The sequence below is a fragment of the Cupriavidus taiwanensis genome (genome assembly GCF_900250115.1).
Classification (GTDB): Bacteria; Pseudomonadota; Gammaproteobacteria; order Burkholderiales; family Burkholderiaceae; genus Cupriavidus; species Cupriavidus taiwanensis_B.
Window position 1 is genome coordinate 1069289 of sequence record NZ_LT984803.1, and the last position, 15505, is coordinate 1084793.

A 15505-nucleotide genomic window follows, 5' to 3' on the forward strand; every position below is an offset into this window, starting at 1 on the left:
GCAGCCAGGATTGGGTTGGCAAAGGATTGCCATGATAGAGGAAACCCCTCTGCCAAAGTTCCTAAATCTTGTTACCCATTCTTCTAACGCATCGCCACCCCGTTACGGCCCGCGCCATGTGCTCCCGGCGCGGGTGGGAATGGTCCGAGCCGCGCCACGGCGGCGGCACCGCGCGCCGGCGCGCGGCGGTGTCAGGCCACGCGCGACGGCATCGCGCGCGTAAAGCGCAGCAGTTCGTCGAGCAGGCTGTTCAGGTCATGCCGCAGCTTGGCAAAGCCGGCGCTATGCGTGAGGCCGGCCTCGTCCATGTAGAGCTTGCGATTGACCTCCAGCTGCAGGCTGTGGCGGCCGGCCTGAGGCTGTCCGACCACGCGCACGATCTCTACGCCCTTGTACGGGTGGTTGCGCCAGACCTCGTAGCCCATCTCCTTGAGCAGTCCCTCGACCCGGTCGGTGAAGCGCTTGTCGCAGGTGGTGCCGTCGCGGTCGCCGACGACGAAATCGGGATGCTCCAGCCCCGGGAATTCGGTCGCGAACGGCGCGGCGTGGCTGGGCATCGAGTGGCAGTTGATATGCCACGCGCTGCCATGGCTGGCGACGGCGCGCTCGGCCAGCTTCTGCAGCTGCGCGTAGTAGGGCAGGTAGCAGCGCTCGATGCGCGCCTGTACCTCGGCCACGCTAAGCTTGCGGTCGTAGATGGCTTCGCCGGTGTCCAGCACGCGCCAGACCAGGCCCTTGCCCAGCCGGGTCTTGGCGGTCTCCTGCTTCGTACCGGGCCAGGGCGCGTCGAGCAGGGCTTCGTCGATCTCTTCGAGCGCGCGGTTGGCGTCGAGGTAGCTGCGCGGAAAGCCCGCGCACAGCAGCGGGATGCCGCGCGCCGGGGCGCCGGCGTAGAGCTCGTCGACGAAGGTGTCCTCGGCCTGGCGCAGCAGCGGCAGCGGCAGCGCGGGATCGGGGCGGAAGTCCGTGGGGTAGGTGGTCGCGCTGTGCGGCGAGTCCAGGAACAGCGCCGCGGGCTCGCCCTCGGGCTGGTACAGGCAGAACGGACTGTCCGCGAAGGTTCGGTCGGTATCGGTCATGGTGTGCGTGGCGTTCAGTCGAGCGAGATCTTGGCGGCGGCGGCGACGCGCTTGTTCTTGGCCACTTCGCTCTTGATCTGGGCGGCAAAGTGCGCCGGGGTGTCGCCCACCGGCGTCGCGCCCAGCTTTTCCAGCTTGGCCTTGACCTCCGGCAGCGCCAGCACCTTGACCGCGGCGGCATGCAGCTTGTTCTGCAGCTCGGCCGGCAGGTTGGCCGGCGCGATCAGCCCGAACCAGGCGGCGTCGTTGACTTCGCCCAGGCCGAGTTCGGCAAAGGTCGGCACATTGGGCAGCGCGGCCACGCGCTTGGGCGCCGCCACCGCGAGCGCGCGCAGCTTGCCGCCCTCGATGAACGGCAGCGACGACGGCAGGTTGTCGAACAGCACCTGCACCTGGCCGGCCAGCGCGTCGTTCAGTGCCGGGCCCACGCCCTTGTACGGCACGTGCAGCAGTTCGGTCTTGCTGCTCAGCTTGAACAGTTCGCCCATCATGTGCGAGACGCTGCCGTTGCCGGCCGAGCCATAGGCCAGCTTGCCCGGCTGGGACTGCGCCAGCGCGATGAACGCTTTCATGTCGTTGGCCTTGACCGACGGGTGGATGCTCATCACGTTCGGCACCGAGGCCAGGTTGGTGATGGGGGTGAAGTCCTTGGTGGCATCGTAGGACAGGCGCGGGTAGACCGCCGGGTTGATGCCGTGGGTCGAGGCCGTGGCGATGCCCAGCGTGTAGCCGTCCGGCGCGGCCTTGGACAGGAAGGTGGTGCCGATGCTGCCGCCGGCGCCGCCGCGGTTGTCGACCACCACCGCCTGGCCCAGCTGCTGGCCGAGCTTGTCGGCGACGATGCGCGCGACGATGTCGGTGGTGCCGCCGGCGGGGAAAGGCACTACCAGCGTGATCGGCTTGGTCGGGTAGCCGGACTGGGCGGCGGCGCTGAACGACAGGCCGGTGGCGAGGGCGGCCGAAACGGCGGCCAGGACGCGGAGAAGGTGGCGACGTTGCATGATCTTTGTGGCGAAAGGTATCAAGGAAGAGACAAAGGCGTTTTCACGATTCTGCTCGTGCAAGCGGAACCCTCGCAAACGAAATAAAATCCCTAGCTCATTCCATTTGGTCGTGAAGTAGAGGTGATTTATGCGGCGCCTATGTCCGTCGCTGACCGAGTTGCACGCCTTCGAGGCAGCGGCGCGCCATAACAGCTTTACCGTAGCTGCCCGTGAGCTCCATGTCACGCAGGGCGCGGTCAGCAAGCAGGTGCGCAGCCTCGAGGCTTACCTCGGGGTCGAGCTGTTCCAGCGGGTGCGCCAGCGACTGGTGCTGACCCCGGCGGGCGAGCGCTACCTCGAGCGCATTGCGCCCAGCCTGAACGAGCTGGAAGCCGCCACGGTGGAATTGATGGCCGGGCAGGGGCGGGGCGGCGTGCTGCATATCGCCAGCATGCCGACGCTGGGCGCCAAGTGGCTGATCCCGCGCCTGCCGCAGTTCTTCGCGCGCCATCCGGAGGTGACGCTGGAATTCGTGCCGCATGCCCAGGGCTACGATTTTTCCGAGCCCGACCTCGATGCGGCGATTCGCTTCGGCGATGGCGTCTGGCCCGGCAGCCTGGCCGACTACATGACCGGCCGCGAAGTCTTGCCGGTCTGCCGGCCGGGCCTGCTGGCGTCCGAGCCCGACGGCGTGGCGCCGACGCCGGGGTCGTTGCTGCGCTATCCGCTGCTGCACCACACCACCGTGCCCGAGGCCTGGCCCGACTGGTTTGCCACGCTGGGACTGCCCACGCGAGACGCCTGGAGCGGCGCGCGCTTCGACCAGTTTTCGCTGCTGACGCAGGCGGCGCTGTCGGGACTGGGCATCGCATTGATCCCGCGCTGCCTGATTGAACAAGAACTTGCCACCGGCGCGCTGGTGGTGGCGCATCCGGCGCAGGTGCTGGCCAAGAAGGGCTATTACCTGTGCTATCCGGAGCAGAAGCAGCACCTGCCGGCGCTGCGCACGTTCCGGGCGTGGGTGATGGAGGGGGCGGACCTGGCGCGGCCTGGGTGAGGCGGACGGACTGAGGCGGCCGATGAGGCTGGCATGCCGGCGGTTTGCTCGCCGGGGGAGCAAGACTGATACGCCTTACTTCGTGGACACTCCGGCCCTCTCCCCCACCCCTCTCCCGCAAGCGGGCGAGGGGAGCCGGGTTCGCGCGGCGTCGGCTGCGGCGCGCGTTTCGCGTTTCAAGTCTTACTTCGACAGCACCTTCATCGCCTGCTCCAGCCCCGCCAGCGTGACCGGGAACATCCGTCCCTTCATCAGCTGGTTGATCACCGTGATCGACTGCCGGTATTGCCACAGCCCTTCCGGCTCCGGGTTGAGCCAGACGAAGTGCGGGAACTGCTCGGTCATCCGGTTCAGCCACACCGCGCCGGCCTCGGCGTTGTTGTACTCGACCGAGCCGCCGGGCTGCAGGATCTCGTACGGGCTCATGGTGGCGTCGCCGACGAAGATGATCTTGTAGTCGGGCGTGTACTTGTGCAGCAGGTCCCACGTCGCCAGCTTCTCGGCGTGGCGGCGGCGGTTGTTCTTCCACACGTAGTCGTACAGGCAGTTGTGGAAGTAGTAGTACTCGAGGTGCTTGAACTCGGTCTTGGTGGCCGAGAACAGCTCTTCCACGCGCTTGATGTGGTCGTCCATCGAGCCGCCCACGTCCATCAGCATCAGCACCTTGACCTTGTTGTGGCGCTCGGGCCGCAGCTTGATGTCGAGCAGGCCGGCGTTGGCCGCGGTGGAATGGATGGTGTCGTCGAGGTCCAGCTCGGTGTCGGCGCCTTCGCGGGCGAAGCGGCGCAGCCGGCGCAGCGCGACCTTGATATTGCGCGTGCCCAGTTCGACCTGGTCGTCATAGTCCTTGTAGGCGCGCGCCTCCCACACCTTGATGGCGGTGCGGTTGCCCTTGGACGGTCCGCCGATGCGGATGCCTTCGGGGTTGTAGCCGCCGTGGCCGAACGGTGAGGTGCCGCCGGTGCCGATCCACTTGTTGCCGCCTTCGTGCTTTTCCTTCTGTTCCTCGAGCAGCTGTTTCAGGCGCTCCATCAGCTTGTCGAGGCCGCCCATGGCCTCGATCTTGGCCTTTTCCTCGGGCGACAGCTCGCGTTCCAGCGTTTTCTGCAGCCAGTCGAGCGGGATGTCGGACTTCCAGTCGACCAGGCTCTCCACGCCCTTGAAGTAGGCGGCGAAGGTCTGGTCGAACTTGTCGAAGTGCTTCTCGTCCTTCACCAGCGTCATCCGCGACAGGTAGTAGAACTCGTCGATGGAGGGCGTGATGACCTGCGCCTTGAGTGCTTCCAGCATGGTCAGGTATTCCTTGACCGACACCGGCAGCTTGGCGTGGCGCAGCGAGAAGAAGAAATCGATCAGCATGATGCCTCGCTTTCAGTCGGCGGCCGCTTCAGCGCGGCCGGTCGAGCTGGAATTGCAGGTGTTGCCGCACCGCCGGCCATTCGCTGGCGATGATCGAGAACACCACGGTGTCGCGCAGCGAGCCGTCCGGCATGCGCTGGTGGTTGCGCAGCACGCCGTCCTGCTTGGCGCCCAGCCGCGCGATCGCGGCGCGGCTTTGCTGGTTCATCCAGTGCGTGCGGAATTCCACGGCAATGCAGTCGAGATGGTCGAAGGCATGGCCCAGCAGCATCAGCTTGCATTCCGTGTTCAGCGGCGTGCGCTGGACGCGGCGCGCATACCAGGTCGAGCCGATCTCGACGCGCCGGTTGGCCGCGTCGATGTTCATGTAGGTGGTCATGCCGGCCAGCTCGCCGGCGGCATCGCGCACCGCGAACGGCAGCATCGAACCCTGTTGCTGCAGGCCCAGGCGACGTGCGATCTCGGCCTCCATGCGCTCGGGGGCGGGCACGCTGGTGTACCAGAGCTTCCACAGTTCGCCGTCGTCGGCGGCGGCGCGCAGGCCGTCCGCGTGCTCGGCCTTCAGCGGTTCGAGCGTGGCGTGCTGGCCTGACAGCGTGACGGGCTGGATGAAGTCGCTCATCAGCGGTTGGCGCGGTTCATGAACACCAGGCGCTCGAACAGGTGTACGTCCTGCTCGTTCTTCAGCAGCGCGCCGTGCAGCGGCGGGATCGCAGCCTTCTTGTCCGGGCTCTTCAGCGCCTCGGGCGGAATGTCCTCGGCCATCAGCAGCTTGAGCCAGTCGATCAGCTCGGAAGTGGAAGGCTTTTTCTTCAGGCCCGGCAGGTTGCGCATCTCGTAGAACGATTCCAGCGCGGCGGCAACCAGCTCGCGCTTGATGCCGGGATAGTGCACGTCGACGATCTGCTGCATGGTGTCGGCGTCCGGGAACTTGATGTAGTGGAAGAAGCAGCGGCGCAGGAAGGCGTCGGGCAACTCCTTCTCGTTGTTCGAGGTGATGATCACCAGCGGACGGTGCTTCGCCTTGACCAGTTCGCGCGTCTCGTACACGTAGAACTCCATGCGGTCGAGTTCGCGCAGCAGGTCGTTGGGGAATTCGATGTCGGCCTTGTCGATCTCGTCGATCAGCAGCACCACCTGCTCGTCGGCTTCAAAGGCCTGCCAAAGCACGCCCTTGACGATGTAGTTGCGGATGTCGTGGACGCGGTCGTCGCCCAGTTGCGAATCGCGCAGGCGCGACACGGCGTCGTACTCGTACAGGCCCTGCTGTGCCTTGGTGGTCGACTTGATATGCCATTGCAGCAGCGGCATGCCCAGCGCGGCGGCGACTTCCTCGGCCAGCATGGTCTTGCCGGTGCCGGGCTCGCCCTTGATCAGCAGAGGGCGCTGCAGCGTGCGCGCGGCATTGACGGCGAGCTTGAGGTCGTCGGTGGCAACGTACTGGTCGCTGCCTTCGAAGCGGACCGGCTGGGAGGAGGCTTGGGCGTTGGCGGTGTTTGACATGAGGCAACCTGAGGTGGCGGCCGCTCGCGGGCGAGGGCCGGGTTGGCGTGCTGGGCGCGGTCTCTTCGCGCTGCGATGCGCGCTTTCGTTATGGAAACAGGGTCCGTGGCGGGCGCCCGCGCGCCGCTGGCGGAGCGTCCGCGAACGGTCGTGCGGTTTCCCGGGATGGGCCAGTATAAAAGACCTTTGCGGTTCGTGTTGGCGCGCGCCGACAGGGTTCCGCTGGTGCTGGCCGCTGGCTGGACTGGCAGGTGCCGGCTGCGGTACAATGCGTCGGTTTGACGCGCCCCACGTCCAGTTCTCCAGTATCCGGCAGTCCGCGTTCAGAAGTCCCAGCGGCCCTTCCGGGTCGCGGCGATTGCGCGAGGTGGTTCCAGAATGGTGTTCCACACCCCGGCAAACCGACCGGATGCGACATCTCTGGCGGGTTGCACCTCGGCCAATCGACCGGCTGCCCTGGTTGCCCCGCAGAAGCATTCTGAAACCGTCTCCGCCCGGCAGGGCAGGTCACACGGTTTAACTTCCAATCCGCAAAGACAATGAAAAAGCTCCTCACGATGGTGGTGCTGGGCGCGGCTGCAACGGCCGTGCAGGCACAGGAAGTCAAGGGCAATGGAGACGCTGCCAAGGACAAGGTTGCAATGTGCATCGGATGCCACGGCATTCCGGGCTACCGTGCGTCCTTCCCCGAGATCTATGAAGTGCCGCTGCTGGGCGGCCAGAGCGCCAAGTACATCGAGAACGCGCTGAAGGCCTACCAGAAGGGCGAGCGCAAGCACCCCACCATGCGCAGCATTGCCGCGACGCTGACCGAGCAGGACATCGCCAACGTGGCGGCGTACTACTCGCAGCAGACCGCCGGCACGCAGAACAATTCCCTCAAGTAAGAGACCCCACATGAAGACGCTCAAGACGCTTTCGTTCGCGCTCGGCGCACTCGTGCTGGGTGCTGCCGCCATGCCGGCCTCGGCCGCCGACCTTGCCAACGGCAAGACCCTGGTGGAGAAGGGGAACTGCGTGGCCTGCCACGGCGCCGGCATGAACAAGCCGATCTCGCCCGACTACCCCAAGCTGGCCGGCCAGCATGCCGACTACCTGTATCACGCCCTGATGTCCTACCAGGTGTCGGGCAATGCGCTGGTGGGCCGTTCCAACGCGATCATGGCAGGCCAGGTCAATGCCAATCCGGCTGTCACCGACAAGGATGGCAAGCCGCGTCCGTTCACGCGCAAGGAGCTGAAGGACATGGCCGCCTACATCGAGTCGCTGCCGGGCGACCTGGTGCTGAAGAAGTAACGGCCGGCGGCGCTGGCCGCAGGCAAGCAGGCCGCTTCGCTGGAAGCGGCTTTTTTTTGTCCACGGCCGGGAGTTCAAGCCAGCCGCAGCCTTTGCGCCATGCCTGCGGACATCCATCGGCCGCCGTCGCCCACGACCAGCCCATCGACGCCGGCGCTGCCCTCGGCCAGCCGGTCCCAGGCCGCCTGGCCGGCCACCATCAGCGCGGCACCTAGCCCGTTGACCGCGGCCACGGTCGGCGCCACCAGCGTCACCCCGTGCGGCCCGGCCGAGGGCAGGCCGGTGGCGGGATCGAGCACATGGTGATAGCGCCGGCCGCTGGCGACAAAGCCGCGCTCGTAGTCACCCGACGATGCCACCACGGCGTCGCTCACCTGCAGCACGCCTAGCAGCCGTGCCGGCGCGAGCGGGTCGCGCACGCCGATGCGCCAGTCGCGTCCCTGCAGCTTTCCCATGGCAAGCACATCGCCGCCACCGTTGACCATCGCATTCGCCAGGCCATGGCGCCGCAGCAACTGCATGCCCGCATCGAGGATCGGCAGCTTGGCAATGCCGCCCAGGTCCAGGCGCATGCCAGGTCGGGCCAGCATGGCTTCGCCGCGGCGGGCGTCGAGGCTCACCTGCCGGTAGTCCACCAGCGGGCGCGCCCGCGCCAGTTCGGCGGCGTCGGGCACGCGCTTGCCATCCGCGCCGAAGCGCCAGCCGGCGAAGGCTCCGACGGTGATGTCGAAGGCGCCGCGGGATCGTGCCGAAACTGCCGCGGCGGCCTGCAGCACCGTCATCAGTTCGAGCGCCACACGCAGCGGATGACGCCCCGCCGCGCGCTGCAGCGCGCTGATCTGGCTGTCGGGCCGGTAGCGGCTCATCAGCTGCTCCAGCCGCATCATCTCTGCAAAGGCCGCGGCGATGGCGGCCTGCACCGCGCCGTGGTCGTGGTCCTGCACGACGATGTCCACGCGCGTGCCCAGCAAGCGTCGCGATGCACGCGTGACGGTGGCATCGGCCAGCGCCGGCCGCACGAACATCCCGGTGGCGAGCAGCGGCACGCTGGCGGCGCCGCGGACGATGGCGCGGCGCCTGCGGTCAATGTGGTCGACGTGGTCGACGTGGGCGGCGTGGCCGCGGTGGGGAAGGGAGGACTGTGTGGGCAGCAGGGTCTTGAAGCGCATGACGAGGGTGGGTCGATCGCGAAAGCGGCAGTGGGCCTTGCCGTGCCGCCATTCTGTCCGCGCCACCGGACAAAAACATGCATCGACAATGAATATTCAAGAGAACCATGACGATCATCAACCTCGATCGCGCCAACTGCTTCGACCATCTGTAGCCGGCAGCAAGCCACGACAAGACAACACAAGCAGCAAGCCGGCGGAGCGGACTCCGCCTTTGCCATGACGGTTCGAGGATCCAAGATGACCAGGCACACGCAGCATCCCCTGCCACCCCACGACGCACCGGCCGCGCCGGGACGGCGGCGCTTTATCAATACCGCGGCGCTCGCCGGCCTTGCCGGCGTGGCGGCCTGCACCGACAACGGCGGCGCGCCGGCCGCGCCGGTCGTGCCCACGCCCGCCAGCGACGCCGGGGCCCAGGCCGGCCGTGCCGGCAACGCCGCCACCACGGTGCACCTGAAGCCGGGCGAGCTGGATACCTACTACGGGCTGTGGAGCGGCGGCCATGCCGGCGACATGCGCGTGCTGGGCCTGCCCTCCGGCCGCGAGTTGCACCGGATTCCGTGCTTCGTGCCGGATGCGCTGACGGGGTGGGGCATCACCAATGAATCGAAACGCGTGATGGGCACGCGCCCCGACGGCAGCCTGCAATACACCGTCGGCGACACCCATCACGTGCACGCCTCGTACAAGGACGGCAACTACGACGGCCGTTATGCCTGGATCAACGACAAGATCAATGCGCGGCTGGCGCGCATCCGGCTTGACTACTTCATCTGCGACAAGATCACCGAGTTGCCCAATGTGCAGGGCTTCCACGGCATCTTCCCGGACAAGCGCGATCCCGTTGACGCCGGTATCAACTACACCACGCGCGTGTTCTGCGGCGCCGAGTTCGGCGTGCCGCTGCCCAACACGCCGACCGAGGACGGCAGCAAGTACCGCTCGCTGTTCACCTGCGTCGACGCCGAGACCATGGCGGTGCGCTGGCAGGTGCTGATCGATGGCAACTGCGACCTGGTCGCGACCTCGTATGACGGCAAGCTGGCCGCCACCAACCAGTACAACGTGGAGATGGGCGTGCGCTTCGAGGACATGATGTCGGCCGAGCGCGATGCCTGCCTGTTCTTCAACATTGCCCGCATCGAGGCGGCCGTCAAGGCCGGCAAGTTCAAGACTATTGGCGACTCGAAGGTGCCGGTGGTCGACGGCACGCATGCCGCCAACCAGGACCCGGCCACGGCGCTGACCGCCTATGTCTCGGTGCCCAAGAACCCCCATGGTGTCAACGCCAGCCCCGACCAGAAGTACTTCATCTGCGCCGGCAAGCTGTCGCCGACCGGCACCGTGATCGAGTTGGCCAGGGTGCTGGACTGGTTCGACGGCAAGCTGGCCAGGCTGGACGATGCCATCGTCGCCGAGGTCGAGCTGGGCCTGGGGCCGCTGCATACCGCCTTCGACGGCCGCGGCAACGCCTACACCACGCTGTTCCTGGACAGCCAGGTGGTCAAGTGGAACATCGACGCGGCGATCCGCTTCCACCGGGGCGACAAGAGCGCCAAGTACGTGGTCGACCGGCTCGACGTGCAATACCAGCCCGGCCACCTCAATGCCTCGCAATCCGAGACCGTCGCCGCGGACGGCAAGTTGCTCGCGGTGGGCTGCAAGTTCTCCAAGGACCGTTTCCTGCCGGTGGGTCCTCTGCACGCCGAGAACGAGCAGCTGATCGACATCTCCGGCGACAAGATGGTGCTGCTGGCGGACCATCCGGTGCACAGCGAACCGCACGACTTCGTCATCTTCCGTCGCGAGCTGCTGCGGCCGAAGCAGGTCTATGCGCTGGATGACTTCCCGCTGGCGGTGAAGGATCCGCAGCAGTCGGGCGTATTTCGCAACGGCAAGAAAGTGACGGTGAAGATCACGTCGCAGGCGCCGGTGTTCTCGCTGCGCGAGATCAAGCTGAAGAAGGGCGACGAGGTCACGCTGATCCTGACCAACCTGGACAAGATCGAGGATCTGACGCACGGCTTTGCCATCCCGAAGTACAACGTCAACTTCATCGTCAATCCGCAGGAGACCGCGTCGGTAACCTTCGTCGCCGACAAGCCCGGCGTGTTCTGGTGCTATTGCACCCACTTCTGCCACGCGCTGCATCTCGAGATGCGCAGCCGCATGATCGTCGAGGCCTGAGACGGCCTGGCGCGGCCTGTTGCGCGCGGCGCCTTGCCGCGGGCAGCGCCGTGCCTGCTGCGTTTCCATGATGCACGCAATCTTCAAGGGACTGGTCGCGGCCCTGGCCGCGTGGCTGCTTTGGCTCGGCCTGGCCGCGCCCGCGCATGCGGGCGCTTATGAGGCCGAGCTGCCGCCGCAACTGGCCACCGCCGCCGACCTGTGCGCACTGGTGCCGTGCGCGCAGGTACTGCCCGGCGCCACGCATTTCTCGCCGCGCATGGGCCAGCCGCCCTATGTCGAGGGTTATCGCACCGGCTCCGGCGGCAAGCGCGAACTGCTCGGCTACGTCATGCTGTCCACCGATATCACCGACACGCCGGCGTATTCGGGCAAGCCGGTGGTAACGCTGATCGGCATGGACACGCAAGGCCGCTATGCCGGGGTCAAGGTGCTGAAGCATTCCGAGCCGATCCTGCTGCTGGGCATCCCGGAATCGGCGCTGCTGGATTTCAACCGGCAGTACGTCGGCAAGTCGGTCGCCGACAAGATCGAAGTGGGGCAGTCGCGTCCCGACGAAGGCGTGGTCGGGGTCGATGCGATATCGGGCGCCACGGTGACGGTGATCGCGCAGAACCAGGTGCTGGCCACGGCGGGTGCGGCGCTGGCGCGGCAGGTCGGCATCCTGGCGCCAACGCAACGCGCGCCGGCGCGGTTCGTTGAAAGCGGCACGCACTACAGCTGGCCGCAGCTGGTGGCGATGGGCGCGGTGCAGCGCCTGCTGGTGCAGCCCGCGCAGGTCGGCCTGCCGGGCGGCGGCGGGCCATTCATCGAGCTGTGGTTCGGCGACCTCAACCATCCCGATATCGCGCGCAGCGTGCTCGGCGATGCCGGCTGGCAGGGGCTGCGCGCGCAGCTGCGCCCGGGCGAACACGCCATCTTCGTGATCCGCAGCGCCGGCACGGAGTCGTTCAAGGGCTCGGGTTTCGTGCGTGGCGGCATCTATGACCGGGTGCAGGTACGCCAGGACGCCGACGCCTTCACCTTCCGCGACCTCGATTACCTGAACCTCTATGGCGTGGCCGCACCGGGGGCGCCTGTGCCGACCGAGTCGGGGATCTTCGTGATCCGCTCGCCGGCCTTTTCCGCGGCGTATCCGTGGAAGCTGTCGTTCCTCGGCAACCGGGTCGATCGCGCCACCGGCACGCGCAGCTTTGCCAGCTTCGACGCGCCGTACTGGCTGCCGGCGGCGCTGCTGCAGGGTGGCCGCCCCCATGTCGACGTGCCCGAAGCACCGTGGCGCAAGGTGTGGCGCCGGCAGGCCGGCACCATCGCGCTGTTCGTGGCGCTGCTGGGCGCGGTCACGCTGGTCTATGCGCTGCGCGAGCGCCTGACGCGGCGTGCCACCCACAAGAACAAGTGGCCGGTGAATGCGTTCAAGTACACGGCATGGGCCATCAGCATCGTCTTCGTGGGCTTCGGCGCGATGGCGCAGCCTTCGGTCACGCAGGTGCTGACGTGGTTCCATGCGCTGCTGCTGCGCTGGGACTGGGCCTTGTTCCTGAGCGATCCGTTTATCTTCTGCTTCTGGATCTTCATCATCGTCACGGTGCTGCTGTTCGGGCGCGGGCTGTTCTGCGGCTGGCTGTGCCCGTTCGGCTCGCTGTCCGAGGCGATCTACAAGCTCGGCGGTTTCGTCGGGCTGAAGCGCTGGCAGCGGCAGTTGCCGCGGCGCTGGCATGACCGGCTCAAGTGGGTCAAGTACGGCGTCTTCTTCGCGCTGCTGGCGGTATCGGTGTTCTCGATGGGGCTGGCCGAGCGGCTGGCGGAGATCGAGCCGTTCAAGACCACCTTCCTGGTCGGCATCGCGAACCGCGCGTGGCCGTACGGGCTGTTCGCGTGCGCGCTGCTGGGTCTGTCGCTGTTCATCGAGCGGCCTTACTGCAAGTACCTGTGCCCGCTCGGTGCTGCGCTGGCCATGCCGAGCACGTTCCGCTGGTTCGGCCTGCGGCGCAAGCCTGACTGCAACCGCTGCAAGGCGTGCGCGGCGGGCTGCGGCGCGCAGGCGATCGATGCCGATGGCCGCATCGACCAGCGCGAGTGCCTGCACTGCCTCGACTGCATGGTGCTCTACACCGATACCCACGGCTGCCCGCCGCTCGCGCGCGAGCGCAAGCGGCGCGAGCGCGACGGGCTGCCGCTGACGCCGGTCGGGCGCGACGGGTATTTCATCCCGCTGGTGCCGGTGCCGGCCGCCGCGGCACAACCGACGGGTCCCGATCCGCGCATGCCGACCGATCCCCTGTTGCCGCCCCACGCCGCCACCATGGGTGCCGCGCGCTGGTTCGCCGAATTGTGGGACCACCTGTGGCCATGGAGCGGGCAAGGCTGGCGCTCCGCCGCCGCGTTGCAGCTGGCGGTGGCGCTGGCGACCACCGTGGCGTGGGCGCTGGCGGCCAGCGGACAACTGCGTGCCGGCGCGGTGATTGGCTGGTGGCTGGGCTGGAGCCTGTACGAGGTGCTGATCCGCCTGTCGGCAAAGCGCTACGTCAAGGATGGCCCATGGTGGCGCAGCCGCCATCGTCGCGCCACCGTGATGGACATGCTCAGCTATGTCGGCTTCAAGAACCTGCTGGTGGGTGCCATGATGTTCCTGGCGCTGAAGGCGATGGGGGTGCTGGCCGCATGAAGCTGCTGTCCGGTATCCCGTTGCTATGGCTGGTCTGCGGCATGACCGGCGCGCCGGCGGCGACCTGGCGGGTGCAGCCCGGCCAGTCGCTGCAGGCGGCGCTCGATGCCGCAGGCGCGGGCGACACCATCGAGATCGCGCGCGGCCACTACACCGGCAACTTCACCGTCGCCAAGCCACTGGTGCTGCGCGGCATCGCGCGGCCGACGCTCAGCGGCGCGCTGCGCGGCGATACGCTGCGCATCGCCGCGCCCGGCGTGGTGGTCGAGGGGCTGATCGTACGCGACTCGGGCGACAGCCTGAAGGACCAGAACGCCGGCATCTATATCGAGCCCGGCGCGCACCGCGCCGTGGTGCGGCACTGCGAGCTGACCTACAACCTGTTCGGCCTGTGGATCGAAAAGGCCGACGAGGTCCGGGTCGAGGCCAACACCATCACCGGCAAGCGCGACTACAACTCGGCGCAGCGCGGCAACGGCGTGCAGCTCTACAACACGCGCGGCGCGCGCATCCTCGACAACCACATCAGCTTCGTGCGCGACGCGCTCTACGTCGACGTCTCGCACCATGCCGTGTTTCGCGGCAACCGGCTGCACCATAGCCGCTATGGCACCCATTACATGAACTCGTACCACAACCTGTGGGAAAACAACGACAGCTACCGCAACCGCGGCGGGCTGGCGCTGATGGAAGTGCGCGACCAGGTGGTGCGCAACAACCGCACCTGGGCCAATGCCGACCACGGCATCATGCTGCGCACGCTGCAGGACTCGGAGGTCGAGGGCAACGTGGTGGCGCACAACCAGCGCGGCTTTTTTATCTACGACGTCGAGTATGCGCAGCTGCGCGGCAACCTGGTGCTCGGCAATGCGATCGGCGTGCACCTGTCGGCGGGATCGACGCGCAACCTGGTGCAGGGCAACGACTTCATCGGCAACCGCGAGCCGGTGCGCTATGTCGGCGCGCGCGACGAGGCCTGGGGCGGACGCAACCCGCCCGAGCGCGGACAGGGCAACTACTGGAGCAACTACCTGGGCTGGGACCGCGATGCCGATGGCGTGGGCGATATCCCGTACCGGGCCAATGATGTGGTCGACCGGCTCAGCTGGCGCTATCCGGGCGTGGCGCTGCTGCTGGGCAGTCCGGCGCTGCAGGCGCTGCGGCTGGCCGGGCGCCAGTTTCCCGTGATCCGGGCGCCGGGAGTGGTCGATCCATATCCGCGCATGCGTCCGGCCCGCGCCAACTGGAGGCAATGGCATGAGCCGGCCGACGCCAGCCATTGATCCCGCCATGGACGCGATCGTGCTGTCCAACGTCAGCAAGCACTTCGGCGCGCTGCGCGCGGTCGACGATGTCAGCCTGAGCGTGGGGCAGGGCGAGCTGCTCGGGCTGATCGGCCATAACGGGGCGGGCAAGAGTACGCTGTTCCGGATGATGCTGGGCCTGTTGCCGCCGACGCATGGCAGCTTGCGCGTGGCCGGGGCCGAGGTCGGCAGCCGCGCGTTTCGCGCGGCACGCCGTGGCATCGGCTACCTGCCTGAACATCTGGTTCTCCATGACAACCTGAGCGGCCTGGAGACGCTGCGCTTCTTCGCGCGGCTGAAGGGCGTGAAGGCCGAAGCGTGCGCGCCGATGCTCGGCCAGGTCGGCCTGTCCTGTGCCGCCGCGCGTCCGGTACGCGAATATTCGAAAGGCATGCGCCAGCGGCTCGGCTTTGCGCAGGCGCTGCTGGGGGCGCCGCGCGTGCTGTTCCTCGACGAGCCGACCAACGGCCTGGACCCCGCCGCGATCCGCGACTTCTACGCCATGCTGAACGCGCTGCGCGAGCGCGGCGTCACCATCGTCATCACCTCGCACATCCTGGCCGAGCTGCAGCAGCGCATCGACCGCTTTGCCATCCTCTGCGCGGGCCGGCTGCGGGCCGCCGGCAGCCTCGAGGCGCTGCGCGCCCGGGCCGGCCTGCCGCTGACGCTGGTGCTGCGGGTCGAGTCCGGCGCGCGCGACGAGGCCTTGCGCCGGCTGCGCGCGCTGCCCGCGCTGGAGCTCGACGGCGCGCCGCCCGGCGCGCTGACGGTGCGTTGTGCGCCCGCCGCCAAGATGGCGGTGCTGGCTGCGCTGCAGCCGCTCGCCGGCCGGCTGCTGGACCTGCAGATCCGCGAGCCGTCGCTCGAGGACCTGTTTCTCGGGATGGGGGCATGAGC

General features: G+C 67.6%; 13 protein-coding genes. 7 read left to right on the forward strand and 6 right to left on the reverse strand.

Annotated elements, in window-relative coordinates:
- Positions 1-191 precede the first annotated feature (191 nt).
- Positions 192-1079, reverse strand: a complete 888-nt coding sequence (locus CBM2586_RS05225) for an N-formylglutamate amidohydrolase (protein ID WP_115686971.1) — start codon at positions 1077-1079, stop codon at positions 192-194.
- Between the two features lie 14 nt (positions 1080-1093).
- Positions 1094-2080, reverse strand: coding sequence for a tripartite tricarboxylate transporter substrate binding protein BugE (locus tag CBM2586_RS05230; RefSeq protein WP_115662558.1), 987 nt, complete (start codon positions 2078-2080; stop codon positions 1094-1096).
- A 130-nt stretch (positions 2081-2210) separates the two neighbouring features.
- Here CBM2586_RS05230 and CBM2586_RS05235 point away from each other — a divergent pair, with 130 nt between their 5' ends.
- Positions 2211-3119, forward strand: a complete 909-nt coding sequence (locus CBM2586_RS05235; protein ID WP_115686972.1) for a LysR substrate-binding domain-containing protein — start codon at positions 2211-2213, stop codon at positions 3117-3119.
- 183 nt (positions 3120-3302) lie between these two features.
- Here CBM2586_RS05235 and CBM2586_RS05240 read toward each other — a convergent pair whose 3' ends face one another.
- The 3 genes from CBM2586_RS05240 to CBM2586_RS05250 are packed head-to-tail and all read right to left on the reverse strand — an operon-like array spanning position 3303 to position 5981.
- Positions 3303-4478: a vWA domain-containing protein gene (locus CBM2586_RS05240; protein ID WP_111519607.1), complete on the reverse strand. Its 1176-nt coding sequence runs from the start codon at positions 4476-4478 to the stop codon at positions 3303-3305.
- Positions 4479-4506: 28 nt separating this feature from the next.
- On the reverse strand, positions 4507-5100 hold the full coding sequence (locus CBM2586_RS05245; protein WP_115662556.1) for a GNAT family N-acetyltransferase: 594 nt from the start codon (positions 5098-5100) through the stop codon (positions 4507-4509).
- A complete protein-coding gene (locus tag CBM2586_RS05250) occupies positions 5100-5981 on the reverse strand; it encodes an AAA family ATPase (protein WP_115662555.1) in 882 nt (293 codons plus the stop codon). Before CBM2586_RS05250 ends, CBM2586_RS05245 begins: the two co-directional genes overlap by 1 nt.
- A gap of 539 nt (positions 5982-6520) precedes the next feature.
- On the opposite strand from CBM2586_RS05250, the gene CBM2586_RS05255 reads away from it, so the two are divergent.
- On the forward strand, positions 6521-6868 hold the full coding sequence (locus tag CBM2586_RS05255; protein ID WP_018005502.1) for a c-type cytochrome: 348 nt from the start codon (positions 6521-6523) through the stop codon (positions 6866-6868).
- A 10-nt stretch (positions 6869-6878) separates the two neighbouring features.
- Positions 6879-7277, forward strand: coding sequence for a c-type cytochrome (locus tag CBM2586_RS05260; protein WP_012352395.1), 399 nt, complete (start codon positions 6879-6881; stop codon positions 7275-7277).
- Between the two features lie 74 nt (positions 7278-7351).
- On the opposite strand, the gene CBM2586_RS05265 is transcribed toward CBM2586_RS05260, so the two are convergent.
- Positions 7352-8302 (reverse strand): FAD:protein FMN transferase, encoded by a 951-nt coding sequence (locus CBM2586_RS05265; RefSeq protein ID WP_115688654.1) that lies wholly within the window; start codon positions 8300-8302, stop codon positions 7352-7354.
- A gap of 384 nt (positions 8303-8686) precedes the next feature.
- On the opposite strand from CBM2586_RS05265, the gene nosZ reads away from it, so the two are divergent.
- The 4 genes from nosZ to CBM2586_RS05285 all read left to right on the forward strand — a co-directional run bounded on the left by nosZ (position 8687) and on the right by CBM2586_RS05285 (position 15503).
- On the forward strand, positions 8687-10636 hold the full coding sequence (gene nosZ, locus CBM2586_RS05270) for a TAT-dependent nitrous-oxide reductase (RefSeq protein WP_115686973.1): 1950 nt from the start codon (positions 8687-8689) through the stop codon (positions 10634-10636).
- Between the two features lie 70 nt (positions 10637-10706).
- Positions 10707-13304 (forward strand): NosR/NirI family protein, encoded by a 2598-nt coding sequence (locus tag CBM2586_RS05275; protein WP_115688656.1) that lies wholly within the window; start codon positions 10707-10709, stop codon positions 13302-13304.
- Entirely contained in the window at positions 13301-14587 is a 1287-nt protein-coding gene (locus CBM2586_RS05280; RefSeq protein ID WP_115662553.1) for a nitrous oxide reductase family maturation protein NosD, read from the forward strand. The genes CBM2586_RS05275 and CBM2586_RS05280 overlap by 4 nt, the downstream gene beginning before the upstream one ends.
- Positions 14562-15503, forward strand: coding sequence for an ABC transporter ATP-binding protein (locus tag CBM2586_RS05285; protein WP_115686974.1), 942 nt, complete (start codon positions 14562-14564; stop codon positions 15501-15503). Before CBM2586_RS05280 ends, CBM2586_RS05285 begins: the two co-directional genes overlap by 26 nt.
- The last annotated feature ends 2 nt before the right edge of the window (positions 15504-15505 follow it).

Coding starts and splice junctions, on each gene's coding strand:
- CBM2586_RS05275 (WP_115688656.1), top strand. CDS start 10,707: ATGCACGCAATCTTCAAGGGACTGGTCGCGGCCCTGGCCGCGTGGCTG.
- CBM2586_RS05280 (WP_115662553.1), top strand. CDS start 13,301: ATGAAGCTGCTGTCCGGTATCCCGTTGCTATGGCTGGTCTGCGGCATG.
- nosZ (WP_115686973.1), top strand. CDS start 8,687: ATGACCAGGCACACGCAGCATCCCCTGCCACCCCACGACGCACCGGCC.
- CBM2586_RS05230 (WP_115662558.1), bottom strand. CDS start 2,080: ATGCAACGTCGCCACCTTCTCCGCGTCCTGGCCGCCGTTTCGGCCGCC.
- CBM2586_RS05255 (WP_018005502.1), top strand. CDS start 6,521: ATGAAAAAGCTCCTCACGATGGTGGTGCTGGGCGCGGCTGCAACGGCC.
- CBM2586_RS05235 (WP_115686972.1), top strand. CDS start 2,211: ATGCGGCGCCTATGTCCGTCGCTGACCGAGTTGCACGCCTTCGAGGCA.
- CBM2586_RS05245 (WP_115662556.1), bottom strand. CDS start 5,100: ATGAGCGACTTCATCCAGCCCGTCACGCTGTCAGGCCAGCACGCCACG.
- CBM2586_RS05225 (WP_115686971.1), bottom strand. CDS start 1,079: ATGACCGATACCGACCGAACCTTCGCGGACAGTCCGTTCTGCCTGTAC.
- CBM2586_RS05265 (WP_115688654.1), bottom strand. CDS start 8,302: ATGTTCGTGCGGCCGGCGCTGGCCGATGCCACCGTCACGCGTGCATCG.
- CBM2586_RS05285 (WP_115686974.1), top strand. CDS start 14,562: ATGAGCCGGCCGACGCCAGCCATTGATCCCGCCATGGACGCGATCGTG.
- CBM2586_RS05260 (WP_012352395.1), top strand. CDS start 6,879: ATGAAGACGCTCAAGACGCTTTCGTTCGCGCTCGGCGCACTCGTGCTG.
- CBM2586_RS05250 (WP_115662555.1), bottom strand. CDS start 5,981: ATGTCAAACACCGCCAACGCCCAAGCCTCCTCCCAGCCGGTCCGCTTC.
- CBM2586_RS05240 (WP_111519607.1), bottom strand. CDS start 4,478: ATGCTGATCGATTTCTTCTTCTCGCTGCGCCACGCCAAGCTGCCGGTG.